Source organism: Lactobacillus gallinarum (genome assembly GCF_002160635.1).
GTDB classification, from domain to species: domain Bacteria; phylum Bacillota; class Bacilli; order Lactobacillales; family Lactobacillaceae; genus Lactobacillus; species Lactobacillus gallinarum.
The window spans coordinates 1-16,095 of the sequence record NZ_NFKZ01000006.1; the positions used below are offsets into that span (position 1 = coordinate 1).

General features: G+C 38.6%; 16 protein-coding genes and 2 pseudogenes. 7 read left to right on the forward strand and 11 right to left on the reverse strand.

Going from position 1 to position 16,095, the window contains the following annotated elements:
- Positions 1-372: 372 nt before the first annotated feature.
- Both B5E95_RS03620 and B5E95_RS03625 read right to left on the reverse strand, forming a co-directional pair.
- A pseudogene (locus B5E95_RS03620) lies at positions 373-873 on the reverse strand (YbhB/YbcL family Raf kinase inhibitor-like protein).
- Between the two features lie 104 nt (positions 874-977).
- A complete protein-coding gene (locus tag B5E95_RS03625) occupies positions 978-2,324 on the reverse strand; it encodes a threonine/serine exporter family protein (protein WP_025005804.1) in 1,347 nt (448 codons plus the stop codon).
- Positions 2,325-2,493: 169 nt separating this feature from the next.
- Here B5E95_RS03625 and B5E95_RS03630 point away from each other — a divergent pair, with 169 nt between their 5' ends.
- The 3 genes from B5E95_RS03630 to B5E95_RS11055 are packed head-to-tail and all read left to right on the forward strand — an operon-like array spanning position 2,494 to position 3,968.
- Positions 2,494-3,432: a sugar-binding transcriptional regulator gene (locus B5E95_RS03630; RefSeq protein ID WP_025005803.1), complete on the forward strand. Its 939-nt coding sequence runs from the start codon at positions 2,494-2,496 to the stop codon at positions 3,430-3,432.
- A gap of 18 nt (positions 3,433-3,450) precedes the next feature.
- Entirely contained in the window at positions 3,451-3,783 is a 333-nt protein-coding gene (locus B5E95_RS03635) for a transporter (RefSeq protein ID WP_087235593.1), read from the forward strand.
- 53 nt (positions 3,784-3,836) lie between these two features.
- Positions 3,837-3,968 carry a hypothetical protein gene (locus tag B5E95_RS11055; protein WP_255404978.1) on the forward strand — a complete coding sequence of 44 codons (132 nt, stop codon included), beginning with the start codon at positions 3,837-3,839 and terminating at the stop codon, positions 3,966-3,968.
- Between the two features lie 65 nt (positions 3,969-4,033).
- Here the strand turns inward: B5E95_RS11055 and B5E95_RS03640 are convergent, their stop codons facing one another.
- Positions 4,034-4,414, reverse strand: coding sequence for a DUF1828 domain-containing protein (locus tag B5E95_RS03640; protein WP_025005801.1), 381 nt, complete (start codon positions 4,412-4,414; stop codon positions 4,034-4,036).
- Between the two features lie 132 nt (positions 4,415-4,546).
- Here B5E95_RS03640 and B5E95_RS03645 point away from each other — a divergent pair, with 132 nt between their 5' ends.
- From B5E95_RS03645 to B5E95_RS03660, 4 genes and pseudogenes are all read left to right on the forward strand, one after another.
- A complete protein-coding gene (locus B5E95_RS03645) occupies positions 4,547-5,104 on the forward strand; it encodes an ECF-type riboflavin transporter substrate-binding protein (protein ID WP_087235594.1) in 558 nt (185 codons plus the stop codon).
- A 12-nt stretch (positions 5,105-5,116) separates the two neighbouring features.
- A pseudogene (locus B5E95_RS03650) lies at positions 5,117-6,826 on the forward strand (ABC transporter ATP-binding protein).
- Positions 6,819-7,652: an energy-coupling factor transporter transmembrane component T family protein gene (locus B5E95_RS03655; protein WP_087235595.1), complete on the forward strand. Its 834-nt coding sequence runs from the start codon at positions 6,819-6,821 to the stop codon at positions 7,650-7,652. Before B5E95_RS03650 ends, B5E95_RS03655 begins: the two are co-directional and overlap by 8 nt.
- A gap of 238 nt (positions 7,653-7,890) precedes the next feature.
- On the forward strand, positions 7,891-8,262 hold the full coding sequence (locus B5E95_RS03660) for a dihydrofolate reductase family protein (RefSeq protein ID WP_233186977.1): 372 nt from the start codon (positions 7,891-7,893) through the stop codon (positions 8,260-8,262).
- 260 nt (positions 8,263-8,522) lie between these two features.
- Here the strand turns inward: B5E95_RS03660 and B5E95_RS10700 are convergent, their stop codons facing one another.
- The 8 genes from B5E95_RS10700 to B5E95_RS03695 form a co-directional block, all read right to left on the reverse strand.
- Positions 8,523-8,681 carry a hypothetical protein gene (locus B5E95_RS10700; RefSeq protein WP_164480598.1) on the reverse strand — a complete coding sequence of 53 codons (159 nt, stop codon included), beginning with the start codon at positions 8,679-8,681 and terminating at the stop codon, positions 8,523-8,525.
- A gap of 30 nt (positions 8,682-8,711) precedes the next feature.
- Positions 8,712-9,167, reverse strand: coding sequence for a DUF441 domain-containing protein (locus B5E95_RS03665; protein ID WP_025005797.1), 456 nt, complete (start codon positions 9,165-9,167; stop codon positions 8,712-8,714).
- Between the two features lie 287 nt (positions 9,168-9,454).
- Positions 9,455-10,996, reverse strand: a complete 1,542-nt coding sequence (gene citF, locus B5E95_RS03670; RefSeq protein ID WP_025005796.1) for a citrate lyase subunit alpha — start codon at positions 10,994-10,996, stop codon at positions 9,455-9,457.
- Complete coding sequence (gene citE, locus B5E95_RS03675; RefSeq protein WP_003626613.1) at positions 10,986-11,900, reverse strand: citrate (pro-3S)-lyase subunit beta; 915 nt, start codon at positions 11,898-11,900, stop codon at positions 10,986-10,988. The genes citF and citE overlap by 11 nt, the downstream gene beginning before the upstream one ends.
- Entirely contained in the window at positions 11,901-12,194 is a 294-nt protein-coding gene (gene citD, locus B5E95_RS03680; protein WP_025005795.1) for a citrate lyase acyl carrier protein, read from the reverse strand.
- Positions 12,184-13,236, reverse strand: coding sequence for a [citrate (pro-3S)-lyase] ligase (gene citC / locus B5E95_RS03685; RefSeq protein ID WP_087235596.1), 1,053 nt, complete (start codon positions 13,234-13,236; stop codon positions 12,184-12,186). The genes citD and citC overlap by 11 nt, the downstream gene beginning before the upstream one ends.
- Before the next feature lie 90 nt (positions 13,237-13,326).
- Entirely contained in the window at positions 13,327-14,118 is a 792-nt protein-coding gene (locus B5E95_RS03690) for an alpha/beta fold hydrolase (protein WP_087235597.1), read from the reverse strand.
- Positions 14,119-14,196: 78 nt separating this feature from the next.
- A complete protein-coding gene (locus tag B5E95_RS03695) occupies positions 14,197-15,663 on the reverse strand; it encodes a DASS family sodium-coupled anion symporter (RefSeq protein ID WP_056945425.1) in 1,467 nt (488 codons plus the stop codon).
- Positions 15,664-16,095 lie beyond the last annotated feature (432 nt).

The following is a 16,095-nucleotide window of genomic DNA, read 5'->3' on the forward strand; positions in this document are numbered from 1 at the left end:
TTTTTTGACCAGGCTTACGATCGCTGTTATTAAAGCTTGCTCGGCTTGCCTGTCCACGAGATCTCTCGGGGTAAGACATTCATCTCTTATTTTCCACTGCCTCCTGGTTTACCGTCTTGGTTTTACGGTTGTCTTTTGGACTTCGACTTGTCTTGCAGTCTTATCCACCATTTGGCCTGACCAGATTTCTGTACGTAGGCTCGGAAAACTCGCTAGCCACTTCCTTCACCCATAGCGTCACCGCTATCAGCTTGTGGTTCACTACACTTGGCGACAACTACCCGTGGTCTAGACTTTCACTAGACTAGATGAAATGTCATGCCCGACACACAAGCATAAAATAAGACTCCTGAAATATCAGGGGTCTTATTTTTATTTAGCACGACTTGGAATTTCAATAGTTGTCTTAGCAATAATGTGATCTTTCACTTTGGCTAAAAATTCATTTAGATAATAACATCTTTTAATTCCAATTCATCATCCAAGGCATAGACTGTTAATGAATAATTATGCGTCTTATCTGGTGGCATAGGACCTGTGTAGCCCAATACCGGTCCTGAAGGCAAAAACTTACTAATATTGCTGTTATAACCTTGAACAAAATCAATATTTTGATGATGTTGACTAATATCAGCGGAAATATCTTTGACTGGCAAGTTTGCAGCTAACCAATGAATCCAAGTAAAACCACAAACTGGAACTGAATCATAATCATAAAAACAAACTGCTAAGTTTTTTTACATCTTTAGGCACGTCAGAAACAAAAATGGGAAAAGAGCGGCTAGGCTTACCTTCAATTTTTTGATCTGCAGGTGCGAATTTGCTATAACGATCAAATAAGTAACCGTTCATTGTTGGTACTTCAATTTTCATATTATCACCTCATGTTCATTATATTAGTCCTTAACTCAAAAAGGTTATCAAAAGCAAATTAAAAGAGCCAGAAAAATCTGACTCTTTTTTGCTATTCAACTTTATTAATCCGCATGTCTCCACTTCTTGTCTGTTAAGATACGTGCGGCAAGCAGCCCAAAAGGAAGTGCAATGACAATCATCAATGCTTCAGTAATCCAGTAAGCACCGATGTTAATGTTAGTAATACCGAAGTTGAACACTGCGCGGTACATATATAGTCCTGGCACCATAATTACGATTGAAGGAACAGTAATCGCAATTCGTGGGAAACCAACTTTTTGTCTAACAATACTTGCCAAAAGTCCGGAAACAAGAGCTCCAATAAAGGCTGCTAAAGCCGGTGCCATATGAGCGTAATCAACTAGACTCAGTCGTAAAGTATTAGCCATCGCACCCATAATTGCGGCAGTTGCGGCCATATTCGGACGACTATTAAACATAATTGAGAAGCCAAATACCCCGCAGAAGCTGGCAATTAAGCGCAAGAATGTTAGCATCCCCGGATTAATGCTCAACTTAAGCATGGAACCCGGATGCAAATTCAAAATCGTAGCCACTGCCCACCCTGACATGGTGGCAATCGTAATGATCAAAAGCGCATAGGTCATTCTCTCAAGCCCAGATCTCATATCTAGCTTAGACATGTCCAGTCCTGAAGTAATGAATGGAAATCCCGGAATCACGAACAGCATTGCACCAATATAGCCGTAAGCATGATGATAATCCAAATGGAAAATCATCTTGCCAATGTGAAATGTCAAGAAGTAAACTGCACAAGCAACTGCTACAGCAACCGCGATTTTAGCTACAAGGGTCATTTTCCGCTTGCCCATGAGTGCTCGAACATAATTTCCTGCCCCTGCACCTAAGAAGGCACAGATAACTTCAGGCCAGCCGCCACCTAGTAAAAAGATAAAGCCTGCACAAGCTAAACCGGAACTTAGACCCGCAATTACTGCAGAATATGCTGATTTTTGATTTTCAATCTCACGCAAACGCTTGTGAATCTGTCCAATATTCCAATTACCATGACCTGCTTCAAACTGACGAACGAATTTTTCTAGTTCATTCAATTTAGTCATATTAACATCAGTCGCTGGCAAAGATAGCGTCTGTGAATATGACTCATTATCTACGTCAAAACAGGTATACTCGATTGAAACCAACCCAATATCCGTCGAACAGGTAATTCCTAAAGTTCTTGCAATCGTGTCCATCGAATCACGTACACGCCAGGCACCTGTCCCACAACTTAACAGCATAATCCCTACTCGGCCAACAATTGAGGCCTTTTCTACTAGAGTAGCATCCTGTGCCATCGTCTTATTATCACTCTTGAAAAATTCCTCCCATAGAATCTTCATGTGATGTTTTTGCGACAAATGATATTCTCGTTCCTTTTCCTTCATTAGATTAATTACTTTCCCTCATTTTTAAAATTAATTAAAATACGCTTTTCTATTTTAACACAGTAATATTTACGGAAAGCATTTTATATTTTTCAAAAAATAAGCGTTCCATTTTACTATTTTAAATCTATAATGAATATATGAATCATATAATAAAGGACGGTTTATAGTGGCACAATTAACCGATGAACAACTTGCTAGCATTGCACATGACTTTTATCTCAGCAAGTTAAATATCGCAGAAATATCACAAAAATATAACCTATCGCGCTATTTAATCACTAAGGCGTTAGACGATGCAGAAATGCGCGGAATCGTTAAAATCAAAATTACTCAAGGAATTAAACGCAATCAGGTTTTAGAACGAAAATTCCAAAAGCTCTTTGGCTTAAAAGAAGCTTTTATTCTCAAAAGTTCTGAAAATGATGCTAACGACGATGAATCTGTTGTCAACTTCGCTACTAAGCAAATTCAAACTTATTTGCAAAATACCCATATCGCCGGAGTCACATGGGGCAGTACAATGCGCGGTGTAATTAACAACTTTAATGAAGAAAACTTTAATAAGCTCTACTTCATTCAGCTCCTAGGGCACGCCATTAATGCAAATCGCCGCAAAAATCCTTTGGTTCAAGACGCTGCAGAAAAATTCCACGCTAAAAGCTTAGGATTGCCTACGCCACTTTACATCTTAAATCCTAAAATTATTCCAGCTTTAAAGAAAGAACCCTACTTTAAAATAGTTGAAAATTGTTATCACAACTTAGACCTTCTTTTTACCGGACTAGGAACTCTTGATTCATTCAAGGCTAATCCATTCTTAGATAAAAATTACGGTCCGCAACTATTTAAGAACATTCCAGAAGAACAAGTGGCCGGATTAATTATGGGACGTCCCTATAATATCAACGGAGAATTTTTCACTGATTTCGAAAAACACATCTGTGGTATATCAATGAATGACATTATGCAAACACCTACACGCTTCTGCGTTGTTAATAATCGCTTTAAGTCTAAAGCACTATTAGGCGCTCTGCGTAGCGGCATCATCACCCACTTGGTTATTAATGATGATTTGGCCCACCGCGTTTTGCGAGAAGCAGAATAATTATTAGAGGGGATAATTATGAAAAAATCAAAATATGATCTATGGATCGGAGCAATCAATTTAATCAACTGTTGTCTATTTATCTGTTCCTGGTTTGCAATCTTTGGTGCAGATTTCACAGCTAAAATTGCCTTCTTTTTCTATCTTTTTGCCTGGATTGGCGTGATTCTTAATGCAATCGCCGTCGTTCAATCACACAACTTAAGCATTTCATTAATAGGACCGATCTTAGGCGTAATCGGCAATGCCTTATATGGTTTTACCGCTGTGTTAGCCTTACCGGCAGTGATTATCAATATCATTTCTGCATTCTTTATTTTCATGCAGCATAACAATAAGAAAAAAGTATGATCAGATTAACTTTTCGATAAATTCGATCTACAATGACGATAGAGGTGATAATTATGGAGTTTAGAGTAGATGACTGTATTCCAGATGTTGAAACAATTATGGCCTTAGCCGAGGACATCGCTGATTTTAATTTAAACGGTAAAAAACCAGAAGATGTTCATGTAGGAAGGATTAGCAATGTTTAAAGTTGCCCGAAAAAGTTTGTATCAAAAAATGCATCCCTGATTAAACAGATCAAGGGATGCATTTTTTAGCCTAAATATGAAATGGCAACTTGCAATTGTGCCAGCTTCATTGCTGCCTGAGCTACATTCTTGCGGTCAACATCAACATAAATTTCACAGTGGTCTTCGTCAAACTGATAACCTGAACCAAGAGCAATATCTGCCGCAGTCTCATATAATTCCATATCTTCTTGATTAGGATCAAGTTTAAACAAAATTCGACCGCCATCACTTACGCGGCAATGATCTTCATCTTCCTTTACCCATACATAAACGGTATCGCCATAAGAATCAATCATCATTGTCGCAATTTGCATGGTTTGATCATCAACCCAAATAATTTTGGTCTGATCGGCCGCATATTGGCCAATTTCATTATCTAATTTTTTAAGTTCATCTTGTCTCATTTTTACCTCTAACTACTACTTCACTATTATCATAATTTTAATTGTAACATATCCACCCTTTTCTGCTACATCCCCTTGACGGTAACCGCTTTCCAATTATACGGTGTTATTATCACAAATCGGAGAAAAATTATGAAAAAACAAGGTTTATCTGTTAAAAATGTTGTCGCTATAGGGATCGGTTCTGCCATCTACGTTATTCTGGCGCGCTTCACCTCAATTCCGACTCCTATTCCTAATACCAACATCGAGCTAGTCTTTCCTTTCCTAGCTCTTTTCGCAGCCATTTATGGTGCTAAAGTCGGTTTTGCGGTCGGTTTCATCGGCCATACCCTATCTGATTTTATTATGTATGGTCAAACCTGGTGGAGTTGGGTTTTGGCTACTGGTGTACTTGGTTTGATTATTGGCCTTGCCTGCAAAAAGCTTGATTTGAAAAATGGTATTTTCGGTATTAAGCAAATTTTGCTATTTAATATCACTCAAATTATTGCCAATATCATAGCCTGGATAATCGTTGCCCCTATCGGAGACATTATCATCTATAGCGAACCTGTTAACAAGGTATTTGTTCAAGGAATCAGTGCCACCCTCTCAAATGGTATCACCATCTTGATAGTTGGTACGCTTTTATTAAAAGCTTATGCAGGTACCAAAATTAAAAAAGGCAGTTTACGTAAAGAAGATTAGAAAGACTTAGGCATGACTGAACCTATTATTACTTTTAAAAACTTTTCATTTAAATATGACAGCTAGGCATTCCCGACGCTACAAGACATTAATTTAACTATTAATCGCGGTGAAAAAATATTGATTGCGGGACCATCTGGTAGTGGCAAGTCAACTATTGGCCACTGCATCAATGGCTTGATTCCTAATATTGATACAGGAACGATTACAGGCGAATGCTTAATTAATGGCAAAAATATCAAGGAGACCGACCTCTTTGACCTCTCATTTACTACATCGACTATCTTGCAGGATACTGACAGTCAATTCATTGGTTTAACTGTCGGTGAAGATATCGCCTTTGCACTAGAAAATGATTGTCGTCCGCAAAACAAGATTAGACAAACTGTTCACCGCTGGGCTGACAAGCTAGAGATCAGCGATTTATTAAAGCAAGCACCGCAAAGCCTGTCTGGCGGACAAAAACAAACCGTGGCCCTTGCTGGCGTCTTGATTGATGAATCACCTATTATGCTATTTGACGAGCTCTTAGCCAACTTAGATCCCGCTTCAGAGATGAAAACGATGGCGTTAATCGATCAAATTCAAAAGGAATTAAACGCCACAGTAATTATTATTGAACACCGTTTAGAAGAAGTGCTCAGCCGACCGATCGACCGCGTCGTTTTAGTCAATGATGGCAAAATTATCGCCGATAAATCACCTAACGACCTGCTTCATCAAAACAAGTTAGAAGACATCGGTGTAAGAAGTCCACTTTATCTAACTGCTTTAACCAAAGCAGGCGTTGACTTGGATGCCATTCCTGATCTCACCTCAATAAAAGCTCTACCTGATGACGAAAAAATTGGACAAAAATTACAAAAATGGGCAGATGATGCTTCTTTGACTTCTAAAAAAGAAGAAAAACAGCCCCTGCTCGAATTAAAAGGCGTAGGACACCGCTATAACCATTTACAAGTTAATCCACTACGCGACGTTACAGCTACCATCAACAAGGGAGATTTCGTTTCCATCGTAGGACAAAATGGTGCAGGCAAAACTACGCTTTGTCGCCTGATCTGTGGCTTTATTCCTAATGAAGGTAAAATCTTATTTGATGACGACGACCTATCGCAATATTCTATTAAACAAATTTCTGAAAAAATTGGTTATGTCATGCAGGATCCTAATCAGATGATCTCGCAAAAAATGATTTTTGATGAAGTTGCTTTGGGTTTATGCCTACGTGGTTACAGCAAAGATGAAATCAAGGATAAGGTTTTTAAGACTTTGAAAATCTGCGGTCTTTACCCTTACCGTCATTGGCCAATTTCTGCTTTGAGTTTTGGTCAAAAAAAGCGTGTGACCATCGCCGCTATTTTGGTTCTAGAGCCTGATGTCATCATCCTAGATGAGCCAACCGCTGGTCAAGATTGGAAGACCTATACAGAGATCATGAGCTTTTTAAAGAAGTTGAATGAACAAGGCAAGACGATCATGATCATTACCCATGACATGTACCTGATGATGGAATACACTAATCGCTCATTGGCTTTTGCCGATGGTAAACTAATTGCGGATACCGAACCGATTAGATTATTAACCGAAAAAAGTTTAATTAAAAAGGCTTCTCTTAAACGAACTAGTCTCTATGACTTGGCTCATAAATATAATTTAAGAGATCCTAATTACTTTGTCCGCGCTTATGTCGATTCAGAAAGGACCAGTCAAAATGCATGATCAAAACCAGATTCTAGGCTACCAGCCCGGCACCAGCTTTATCTATCAACTAAACGCGACTACTAAGCTAATCTTCATGTTGCTGGTCTCGGCGGCTTGTATGATCACTTATGATACACGCTTCTTACTCGCAATTTGTGTTTTCTCGATCATCTTATTTAAAGAAGCACAAATTAAATGGTCACAAATTTCCTTTATCGTGAAATTTATTGTTGCCTTCATGATTTTAAATTTGATCTTTGTTTATCTTTTTCAACCAACTTATGGTCAAGAAATATATCATTCACGTAGCATCATCATTCATGCTGGCTACTTCACTCTCACGATCCAGGAAGTCTTCTATTTATTCAACTTGCTACTAAAATATATCTGCTCAATTCCGATCGTCTTATTATTCTTGTTGACGACCAATCCGAGTCAATTCGCCGCTAGTTTGAATAAAATTGGCATTAGCTACAAGATCTCTTACGCAGTGGCGCTGGCTTTACGTTATATTCCTGACATTCAGAATTCATATTGGGCTATCTCTGCTGCTCAGCAAGCTCGAGGCAACGAATTGTCAAAGAAAGCTAAGTTATCGCAGCGAATCAAAGGAACTTTAAACATCATTATGCCGCTTATTTTCTCTAGTCTGGAGAGAATCGATACCATCAGTACCGCCATGCAGCTACGTCGCTTTGGTTCTAAGAAGAAAAGAACCTGGTATGTAGCTCAATCATTTAAGAAAGAAGATTATTGGGTGATGGGATTGTCAGTCTTGTCTATTTTAATCGTGATTTTGCTCTGGCAATTGAATCATGGCCGCTTTTATAATCCATTTATGTAGCAAAAAGCTCTATCGCTTTTTGACGAAAAATAATTCTAATAAGGTTATTACTTCTAATTAATCGGAAATGAAAGGACCATAAGGTAAAATGAGAAAAGTTGTTCTATTTATTGCAATGAGTCTTGACGGATATATTGCAGATAGTAATGGTGGTGTTGAATGACTAAAGGGACAAGGTAATGATAACGAAAATATAGATACCTATTCTGAATTTACCCAAAATATAGATACAATTTTAATGGGCTGGAACACATATCATCAAATTGTTACAGAGCTTTCTCCGACAAAATGGATATATAGCGATTTTACTACTTATGTGATTACACACAATAAGAGTAATTCTAACAAGCAAATTATTTTTACAGATGTAAACCCTATAGATTTATTGGAAAAATTAAAGCAACAAGATGGCAAAGATATTTGGATTTGCGGTGGAGCTAATCTTGTTCAACAGATAATGCGTGCAGATTTAATTGACAGATATTACATTTCCATTATTCCAACACTTTTGGGGAAAGGTATTAAACTTTTTGGAGAGTTGCCAAAAGAACAAAAACTATCATTAGTTCGAACACGCAATTATAATGGAATTGTTGAGTTAGTATTATGAACACAGAACCAGACACATAGGTGCAGAGTCATTGAATTTGTGAGAAATCACAGTTCGTTGACTCTATTTTATTTCATTAGGTTTCCTATCAGGCCAGAAAGAACAGATTGACGGCATAACTTAATAAAAAATGTCTGTTAAGAAACAGCTTATTCAGCGCACCTAAAAAGCTGCTTATTGCCTAAATTTGGACAACAAGCAGCTTAAAATTTTGGAATATTATCGTGTCAGGCTCTTAACTTAATGACATTGATTTTGCATTAGTCCTTTTTATGTTTTTTCTTTTTATCATCGTCATCAATCGTGACAACTTCAGGCTTCTTAGGAATTGGCGGTGTAATAACTTCATAGTTACGCAACCGTCGTTCTAAATAATCATCTAATCGCTGCGTGATCTCTTCATGCACTATAATCGCCATTACACTCACCCACCTTTACTACATTATATATTAGAAATGTAAGTTAAATAAAGTGATAACCAGATAAGTCATACCGCTGGCAATTACGGGACCGGCAGCCACGCCCTTAAATACTACTACGCCGATGATCGTTCCTAAAACCAAGGCGACAGTTACTTGTGGCACGGCGGCTAACTGATCAACGCCATATCTTGACAAAATAGCTACAGCAATCCCGGCTAAGATAGCGATCCACCCTGCTGGCGATTTGAAAGTATTGATCAAATCCTTAAAACCAATCTGCCCTGTCGCAATTGGAATCAAGATTGCCACTGAAATAACGGTGACGCCCCAATTGATACCTTTGGCTTGAATCACTGGCAGCCACTTGCTGGCAAACGGAATTAACTTTAACGCCATCACTACGCCTGTAGCGATGATCAATGACATGTTTTTACCAACCAGGGCGACAACTAATACTAATGCTAAAAATAGCCAACTCTCCATATTTTTCCCCTTCATTTTATCTATCTTTCATTTAAATCTACACAAGAAAAAAGTTAGTGAAGCTGACTCACTAACTTTCAATTAGAATATTTTCATTATAACTAAATCTGCTTAAAAATAGAATTATTTTTTCTCAAGTCAAAATAAGTGAAAACTTATTATTAAAATGTCATAATAAAGATACTCAGACAAATATATGTATACGCATAGCCTATCTACCAAGATAGGCTCGTTTTTGTATAAAAAAGACATGCGCCTCAGCACATGTCTTTCAACAGAATCAATTTTTAGTCTTTTACTTCTTTAATAGCATCAATAATTGTACCATCACGGTATTCAACTAAAGCTACAGTCCGGTCAGTATATTCAAGTGGCTTTGGTACACCAACTTGCTTTTCTGCCGTCTTTTGCAAATCATGAATGTCCAAAATATTAAGTCCAGGCACATTCTTAAATGCATCAATCAAGTCCTTGCGGGCTGGGTTAATTGCAATGCCTCGTTCAGTAACCAATACATCGATTGATGAACCTGGTGTAACGATAGTTTCAACACTAGGTACAACAGTAGCATTTCTACCACGAACAAGTGGAGCAGTAATAATGGTCATCTTAGCACCTGCGGCAGCATCTTGGTGACCACCAACGGCACCACGAATTACACCATCAGAACCAGTCATGACGTTAACATTGAAGTTAGTATCAATTTGCAATGCGGACAAAATAGAAACATCAAGGTTATTAACAACCGCACCCTTGTTATGAGGATCGGCATACCATGAAGCATCAATTTCTTGTTGGTTCTTGTTATTAGCCATAGATTGAGCAGCACCCTTATCAAAGTCCTGAACATCCATTACTTTTCTAACAAGACCTTCTTCAAGCAAATCAGTAGTTGGCTTAGTAATACCACCCAAAGCAAATGAAGCAGTAATACCGTCCTTAATCATGCTTTGACGAAGGTAACGAGTAACAGCTAATGCGGCACCACCTGAACCGGTTTGGAAACTGAAGCCTTGCTTGTAGTATGGTGAGTTAACAATAACTTGGTTAACCATTTGCGCAATCTTAAGTTCCTTAGGATCCTTGGTAAAACGAGTAGCACCTGAACCGATCTTGTCAGGGTCACCTACTTTATCAACCTTGACTACGTAGTCAACTTGGTCTTGCTTGATTGAAGCTGGGGTATTTGGATAATCAACAATATTGTCAGTTAAAAGAACAACTTTGTTAGCATATTGAGCATCCATTAAGGCATAACCTAATGAACCAAAGACAGCATCCCCATCTTGACCATTAGCGTTACCTGCAGGATCAGAAACAGGCACACCTAAGAAGGCAACATCGATCTTGATTTCTCCTTCTTCAATTGAACGAGCACGATTACCGTGTGAACGGAAAATCACAGGATTCTTCAAGCCGCCGTGAGAAACGAAGTCACCAAGTGAACCACGCATCCCTGAAGAAGTAATGTTAGTAATGACGCCCTTCTTAATAGCTTCAATTACCTTATCATTCATAACACCAGTTAATGAACTTGGAGCCAAAGTTAAATCCTTGTACCCCATAGCAATGATCTTGTCCATTACCATGTTAAAGATGTAGTCACCATTTCTAAAGTGGTGGTGGAATGAAATAGTCATGCCATCTTTCAAGTTGTTCTTGATTACGTCATCAAGAGAAGCAACGACCTTATCTTGACCAGTAGTTACGCGAACCTTTGGAGCTACACGCTTTACTTCTGGATGACCAATTTCAGTAGTTTCAAATGGCTTTAAATCCATTTTATTCATTAAATCGTCTGGTAATTCGCGTTTTACTTTATTCTCCAATGTAGTTACCTTCTTCATCAATCAAGTTAGAAGCTTTTGCAGTTTCAAGTACACGAGTTGCTTTTTCTACAACTGGCTTATCGACCATCTTACCGTTAAGTGAGATAACGCCGCTACCCTTAGCCTTGGCTTCACGAATAGCATTTTCAACATTTTTAGCTTGTTCAATTTCTTCTTTAGTTGGATTGAAGACCTTGTTAACCATCGCAATTTGACGTGGGTTAACCAAACTCTTACCGTCATAACCCAATTCGTGGATGTAATTAGTTTCACGATAGAAGCCTTCGGTATCCTTCATGTTAGAAAAGACAGTATCAAAGGCATAAACGTCGGCGGCGCGAGCTGCTTGCAATACCATATTACGTGCAAATTCAAGTTCACGACCATCTGGGTAACGGTGAGTGTGCATATCAGCAGTGTAATCTTCACCAGATACAGCAAGTCCCATCATCAATGGTGTAGCTGTCGCAATTTCTGGAGCATTCAAAACACCCTTGGCACTTTCAATGGCAGCCATGACACCGATTGAACCTTTTTCAATGCCATATTCATCTTCCCAGTGTTCAATGTCCTTGACCAACTTTTGAATCATTGCTGCTGATTCGGTCTTTGGCAAACGGATAACATCAACGCCGGCCTTAACCATGGCACGAACATCTTCATCATAAAATGGCGTGTCTTGACCATTTACTCTAACTACGATTTCGCTACCGCCAAAATCAACAGTCTTAATTGCTTCGTAAACAAGCATTCTAGCTGCGTCTTTTTCAGTCAAAGATACTGAGTCTTCTAAGTCGAGCATGATTGAATCAGCGCCATAAATGCCGGCATCTTTGATCATGGCAGGGTTATTACCAGGAACGAACATCATGGTTCTACGTAAACGATTTTTAACGTAAGTCATTTAAAGCACCTCCAAGTCAGGCTTATCTTGTGTTTCAGTAGCACGTTGAGCAGCTGCTAAAGTACGAGCCTTAATCACACAATCAAGCGCACCCTTGTCAGTTGCCTTAACCTTGGCATTTTCTAAACCGTACTTCTTCAAAGTCTCGGTGATCACCTTTTCAATTTGATCACCATATGCCTTTTTAACTTCAGATTCCAAATCGATTTCAATACCGTTAGAACCTTTAGAGATCATGATTTGAATATCAGAACTTTCGAGGGTTCCTGCTACGGCAGTAGTTTTAATTTCCATCAATATTCATTCCTTTCTCAATTCTCGATTGCAATTCACTCATATTTTGCTTAATAAACTCATAGGTAGATTCGGGTACAAACTTGTTGATCTTTGCCAAATCTCCATCCTTGATCCATTGTCTTACCTGAGTAGCAGTCACAATTTGTCCTGACTTTTCTAGGCGCTTAACAGTAATCACTTCAATATCAGGACCAAGCTCATGAGCTAAACTAACATTATAAAAGTGCGTCGTACGTGAAATAGGTTCTTGACCGATATAACGACGGGCAATGTTCAAAGCGGGTGCAATTTTATTCTTGAACACTGCAGCATCGACTGAGGTTTGGACGTCAATCAATTCATCAGGTGATTTTAAGAAATAAGCTGGGAATGTTGCTGGAGAAACCATGTAATCGCCACCTGAAACAACTTTTACATTAGCAAATTGCTTGGTCCCTTCCTGCACCAGCTTCATTCTTTCGTTAAAATTGAACAAGGAAACATCATTAGCTACCACAAAAACATAGACTAAATTATTTTCTTCACTTGCCATCTTAACTAAGTGTTGATGACCCAAGGTAAAAGGATTGGCATTCATCACAATCGCTGCGATCTTCTTATCAGCTTGATCTTCTACCTTTAGCAAATCACTCAAGAAATCATTTACATCTGGCATCCCGTTCTCTAAAAAAGCTGCCTCATCTGTCTTAGCCAGCAAATTAAAATGCAAGTGCTCAAAACTAGACGCATACTTGGCTTTAGTAAAAACGAATGAATGGTAAATCTTCTGCTCAGCTAAATACTGGAGCAAGTTGGTAACCACCTTGTTAAAGCGGGCGCCTTGAGTATCTTCATTAATCACGCCCACATACTTCAACACGTTCCCGGCAACGCTGCCTGTACCAACTAGCTTGCCATCCTCATCTACTAAACCAATCGTATGGTCGATTTGATCAACTTCACGTGCACTAAAATTATGCAGATCTAAAGATGAAAGCAAATTCTCCCACTTTTGACGAGTTGCGGCATCACTTAAAAACAAATCAACTACTTTATCCATTGATATGCCACCTTACTATTATCAAAGAGCAAGTAATCTTTTTCACAAAGAATAGTTTACTCTTGCCGTTTTAATATTTCAAATTTGTGCTTAATTTTTTAAATTTTGCAAAAATTCACTAATAATCTGATGAACTTTTGCTGGTTGTTCTGCCTGAGGCAAGTGCCCACATTCCGGAACAATTGCGGTTTCAACCTTCTCATTCAGGAATTTAATTGCCTTCGTAAAATCAGGATTAAAGAATGGTGATTTTTCACCAGCAATTACCAGCATCGGAACTGGACTATCCATAATCATATCGCGCCAATCTTGTTCCGCATGCTCTACCAAGCAATTGTAGTTTTCCTCAGGATTATAAGGAAAAGCTTGATATTCATTCTTGGCATCTTGGAACATTTTTTCATCAATATGATGGTAAAAAGCCTTGCCAAAATCGAATTTTAACATTTCTGGATAATTATCCCAGGTTAAATCCTTAAAGCCATATTGCCAGGTCTTGTCGGCGATCATCTTAGGTGATTGATCTAGATCAACCATCGCCTTAAGCCGGCCCTTACCATAAATGGACAAGTAGGCCCAGATGTTGGCCGCACCCATGGAATTACCGATAGCAACAACATCGTGCAAATCCAGCTCTTCCATCAATTCTTCCAGGTCAACGGCATGACGACTGATTCGCTGACCGCGGTAGGTGCGCTCGGATTGTCCTTGATTGCGCGGATCAAGCATGACGAAGCGATAACGATCATTAAAAAGTGCAATTAGGTCTTGCCACATTTGACTAGAACCACCGATACCGGGGATGCCTAATAAAACAGAGCGATCTTTTTCCCCTGTATCGCTGTAATGCAGCATGACATCATCATTTGTTTTAAATTTCATTTTGATCCTTCTTTGTATTCTTAGTTTTAACCTTATTATTACACAAAAAAGCAACCTGGTTTCCCAGATTGCCTTTTTCTACCAAACACCGATAATCTTCATCCAAAGTGAACCTACAATACCAAAGATCAGCATGTAGAGAATACCCAAGATGAAATTCATCTTCCACCATTCTTTTTGCTTAACGTAGCCTGTCGTAGCCAAAATTGAAGCAGGACCGTTAGCATAGTGAGTAGTTGAAGCGTTAATTACACCAGTAAATGCTAACAGCATAGCTGAAAGGCCAAGCGGTGCACCCATTGCAGTAGCTACAGTTAAGAATGGCAAATAAAGAGCTGTCATGTGAGCTGTACCACTAGCAAAGAAGTAGTGAGTGTAGAACATTAACAAAATAAGTACTACTAAAACAAGGCCCCAGCTGATGCCGTGAACTTCGCTTTGAATAAACTTGGTGAACCAATCGATAAAGCCGTAAGAAATCAACTTACCGGCCATGAAGATCAAGATTGAAAGCCAAATCAAAATGTTCCAAGCACCAGTTTCATGCAAGGCATCTTCCATGCTTAACACACCAGTAATTAATAAAAGCGTTACTGCTAAAAATGCAACAAAGGCTGAGTTAAGTTGTGGAATCTTGAAGAATCCTGAAAGAACCCAAAGTAAAATAGCTAAAGAAAAGACAATTGCCATGATCTTTTCAGGTTCGGACATTGGACCCATCTCTTTTAATTTGCCATCAGCCCAATTTTTAGCATTAGGAGTTTCCTTAATCTCAGGTGGATACATCTTGTAAATTACAATTGGAATAATCAATGTAGCCACGATTACTGGAACTAAGCCTGCCCAGAACCAGCTAATCCAGCTCATTTGATAGCCCTTTTGTGCGGCCATCTGTTGAGCAACCAAGTTAGGAGCAGCACCGGTAATAAATAGTGCTGTTGATAAAATATTAGCGTGAAAGGCGGTGAAGTCTAAGTATGCACCGATCTTCTTTCTTGAAGGATCGTGAGGATTAGACTTGTAACTCTTGGAAATAGATTCAACTACAGGCCAAGTTACCCCACCAGTACGAGCACTGTTAGATGGAATAAGCGCACCCATGATTAATTCCAAGCCGGTAACGGCATAACCGATACCAATTGATCGCTTACCGAACTTTTTAATCATTAAGTAAGCTACACGGTTACCTAAACCGGTCTTGCTAATACCATGAGCCATGATAAAGGCCATAGCGATTAGCCAAGCAGCAGAGTTGCCAAAAGAACTCAAAATACCAGTTTGTACTACCACGCCCTTGGAATTAACTATGTCTTTAACTGGAGCTAAGCCAACTAAGACAGTTACTACCATTCCGAGCAATGTTGTACCACCAATTGGCAATGGCTTTGTGATACATCCCACAATCGTTGCAACAAAGATTGCAAACATTTCCCAGGCTTGAAGTGATAAACCACTTGGTCGCCATGGTGTGATCAACCACAGCACTATACCTACTACTAAAGGCCAAATGAAGCCTTTATAATTTACCTTCTCTAAATTTTTCATTTTTCTCCCCTGATGAGTATTCAATAAAAAAATCAATTCAAAAATGAATTTTTTCACATAGTATTATATACCTTTCAAGGGAAATTTAAACTATTTTAAAAAGAAAGTTATTTTTTATGTTTTTTAAAATAAAAAACAAGTGCATTTCTGCACTTGTTCGCTTGTCTTAACAAACATTAGTTTGATAAAATTATATCTGCAAAAAAGTTAAATTAGCGGTGGTACTTCTTTTAGAAAGAAGTTGATGCTTATGGTGTAAATCATTTTGCTCATATTCTAAAGAAAGGAGGACCAATTTTACTTGATGAATCTTCTTGTATTCATCCTTGGTGTAACATTTTTCTTATGTTGCCTGGCATCGGAGCTTGTATATCTAATCACCCAGACTATTCGATTAGTTATTCTAATTCGAACATTAAAAAAATAGCAAAA

Bases quoted from the DNA above. Each gene is read 5' to 3' on its own strand.
- B5E95_RS10700 (WP_164480598.1), bottom strand. From the start codon at position 8,681: ATGGCGATTATAGTGCATGAAGAGATCACGCAGCGATTAGATGATTAT.
- B5E95_RS03635 (WP_087235593.1), top strand. From the start codon at position 3,451: ATGAAAAAATCAAAATATGATCTATGGATCGGAGCAATCAATTTAATC.
- citC (WP_087235596.1), bottom strand. From the start codon at position 13,236: ATGGATAAAGTAGTTGATTTGTTTTTAAGTGATGCCGCAACTCGTCAA.
- B5E95_RS03665 (WP_025005797.1), bottom strand. From the start codon at position 9,167: ATGGAGAGTTGGCTATTTTTAGCATTAGTATTAGTTGTCGCCCTGGTT.
- citD (WP_025005795.1), bottom strand. From the start codon at position 12,194: ATGGAAATTAAAACTACTGCCGTAGCAGGAACCCTCGAAAGTTCTGAT.
- B5E95_RS03695 (WP_056945425.1), bottom strand. From the start codon at position 15,663: ATGAAAAATTTAGAGAAGGTAAATTATAAAGGCTTCATTTGGCCTTTA.
- B5E95_RS03660 (WP_233186977.1), top strand. From the start codon at position 7,891: ATGGGCTGGAACACATATCATCAAATTGTTACAGAGCTTTCTCCGACA.
- B5E95_RS03645 (WP_087235594.1), top strand. From the start codon at position 4,547: ATGAAAAAACAAGGTTTATCTGTTAAAAATGTTGTCGCTATAGGGATC.
- citE (WP_003626613.1), bottom strand. From the start codon at position 11,900: ATGACTTACGTTAAAAATCGTTTACGTAGAACCATGATGTTCGTTCCT.
- B5E95_RS03625 (WP_025005804.1), bottom strand. From the start codon at position 2,324: ATGAAGGAAAAGGAACGAGAATATCATTTGTCGCAAAAACATCACATG.
- B5E95_RS03655 (WP_087235595.1), top strand. From the start codon at position 6,819: ATGCATGATCAAAACCAGATTCTAGGCTACCAGCCCGGCACCAGCTTT.
- B5E95_RS03640 (WP_025005801.1), bottom strand. From the start codon at position 4,414: ATGAGACAAGATGAACTTAAAAAATTAGATAATGAAATTGGCCAATAT.
- B5E95_RS03690 (WP_087235597.1), bottom strand. From the start codon at position 14,118: ATGAAATTTAAAACAAATGATGATGTCATGCTGCATTACAGCGATACA.
- B5E95_RS11055 (WP_255404978.1), top strand. From the start codon at position 3,837: ATGGAGTTTAGAGTAGATGACTGTATTCCAGATGTTGAAACAATTATG.